The 1,816-nt window shown below is 38.9% G+C and carries 2 protein-coding genes and 1 pseudogene; 1 reads left to right on the plus strand and 2 read right to left on the minus strand.

The annotated features are described in order from the left end of the window. Positions 1-1,092, minus strand: a 1,092-nt coding sequence (locus tag AC29Z1_RS17465; RefSeq protein WP_488272717.1) for a hypothetical protein, incomplete at its 3' end; no start/stop codon positions are given. Positions 1,093-1,103: 11 nt separating this feature from the next. Then, positions 1,104-1,346, minus strand: a complete 243-nt coding sequence (locus AC29Z1_RS17470) for a hypothetical protein (protein ID WP_488272718.1) — start codon at positions 1,344-1,346, stop codon at positions 1,104-1,106. Positions 1,347-1,597: 251 nt separating this feature from the next. Between AC29Z1_RS17470 and AC29Z1_RS17475 the strand changes: the two are divergent. After that, positions 1,598-1,816 (plus strand): annotated as a pseudogene (locus AC29Z1_RS17475) (hypothetical protein); the annotation flags it as partial.

Below are 1,816 nucleotides of genomic sequence, written 5' to 3' on the forward strand. Positions count from 1 at the left end.
ACTTTTCAACTGTTGTTTTTCAAGCCCTTCCCATTCAGGAGGATACAACATATCTATAGGATAGAGCGCTAAAGAAGTATCACATTCATACACTGCCTCAAAAGCTTGCATAGCAGCAATGGCATTGGCTGCCCGGTTAATTTTTTCAATCTTGTCTCTATGGATTTTTACTGCAAGTACACAATCATCACTAAATTCATTTTTAGCAATACCAGCAGCATATACCTCTTGGAAGGATGGTATATTTGCCATAATCGTCGATGCAATCTGTAAGATAATCGCCGCACATAGTTCAAAGTACTGTTTATTAAATACTCTGGTATCTTTATCCTGATATTGGAGTCGTCCTGTCGGTAAGATCTCACAAATTTGTTTAGGAATCACTTCTTTATGTGGTAGATATACCTTAACTAACGGAATGTTCATATATAAATCAACATTCACGTCAACAACTACTGGTAGTTTTAGCTGATTAAGCACATCATCTATCCGCGAACAAACCGCGGTAGGTTCTCCATCCATAAGTTGTTGAATTAGTTTGATGCGTGTGTTCTCTTTTTCCTCATGCTGCCGCTTGGCTTCTTCATAGGCCAACCGTTCCAAAGCATTACGCCGGGCTATTTCTTCCAAAGCCTCCAGCTCAGCATTCTTTATTGCCTCATCCTTATCTTTTATTGTAAAATGCAGTGATACTGCGGTCGCAACTCCAAGTGCAGCCGTAATTAACAGGGTAATCGGGCTAAAAAGTATTGCTAATACACCAATCAAGCAAACAATGGCCGCAATTCTGCCAGCAACAGGATAAAAATACTTCGCTTCCGCTTCAGACTTAGCTTCGCCGACCAAATAACTATAATCTGTAAGCTTCATTTCAGGAAACGGCTCAGGCACCAGTAATGGCTCCAGATTTACAGGTTCATAGCTAAATTTACTGACTGCAGCCAACTTAAGCTCATAGTCCTGATGCTGAACAAACTCTTTACGCCAGCGCTCAAATTGGTCTTCGCCCTTAAAATACCTAACTTCAGCTCGTTCATTATTAGGTTTATTTTTCCGCACCCGAGTAAATTTTTTATCAGGATGAGACGACATTGAGTTTCACCTTACTTTCGAATTGTTATCCTAATGGTTTTACGTGCTACAACATAACAAAAAGCCAGTACTCCGCCTATAGTAAAGAAAAAGGCGACCGGCTTTGTCATCATAAGTTCTGAACTGCCGATAAGACAAAATAATAGTGCTGTCATGTAGGCTAAAAATAGTTCACCATATCGCGGACTATTCACGCGCGGCGCAATAAGTAACCATACCAAAAATCCCATAAGAATAATATTACTATTTTGCATAAACTCCATCGGACTAAAGCTTCACCTACTTACATTAAGATTGAGATAGCATATATATTCGTCATATTCCGCTATTTTCCTGCCTGCTATTATCTTGAGCTATAGTACAAAAGTCCTAATTATAAATCCATTCTTAAATTGTTAACGGCTGTAACATTATGTTTTTGAAATTCATATGCTGAAGTAGAAAGAGAATATATAAAAATTATCATTAATTTTCTGAAGGCAAATAAAGGAGGTCATTGATATTTATGGAAACTAGATATCCTCATTGGTATGGTCCGGACAACGGAATGTGCTGTGATTTTCCGGATAAAGACATTATGTGTTGTGATGATCAATTTATGGATGATCCTATGGCGTTTAAAATGCAGCGGGATAACTTCAAAGACCGCTTGCTCTGCTTTTTAGGCGACGAAGTTCTCCTTGGTACCGACGCTATGATTGACCGCAAAGGGTCTACGTTCTGC

This window comes from Sporomusa sp. (genome assembly GCF_057736855.1).

Bases quoted from the DNA above. Each gene is read 5' to 3' on its own strand.
- AC29Z1_RS17470 (WP_488272718.1), bottom strand. From the start codon at position 1,346: ATGCAAAATAGTAATATTATTCTTATGGGATTTTTGGTATGGTTACTT.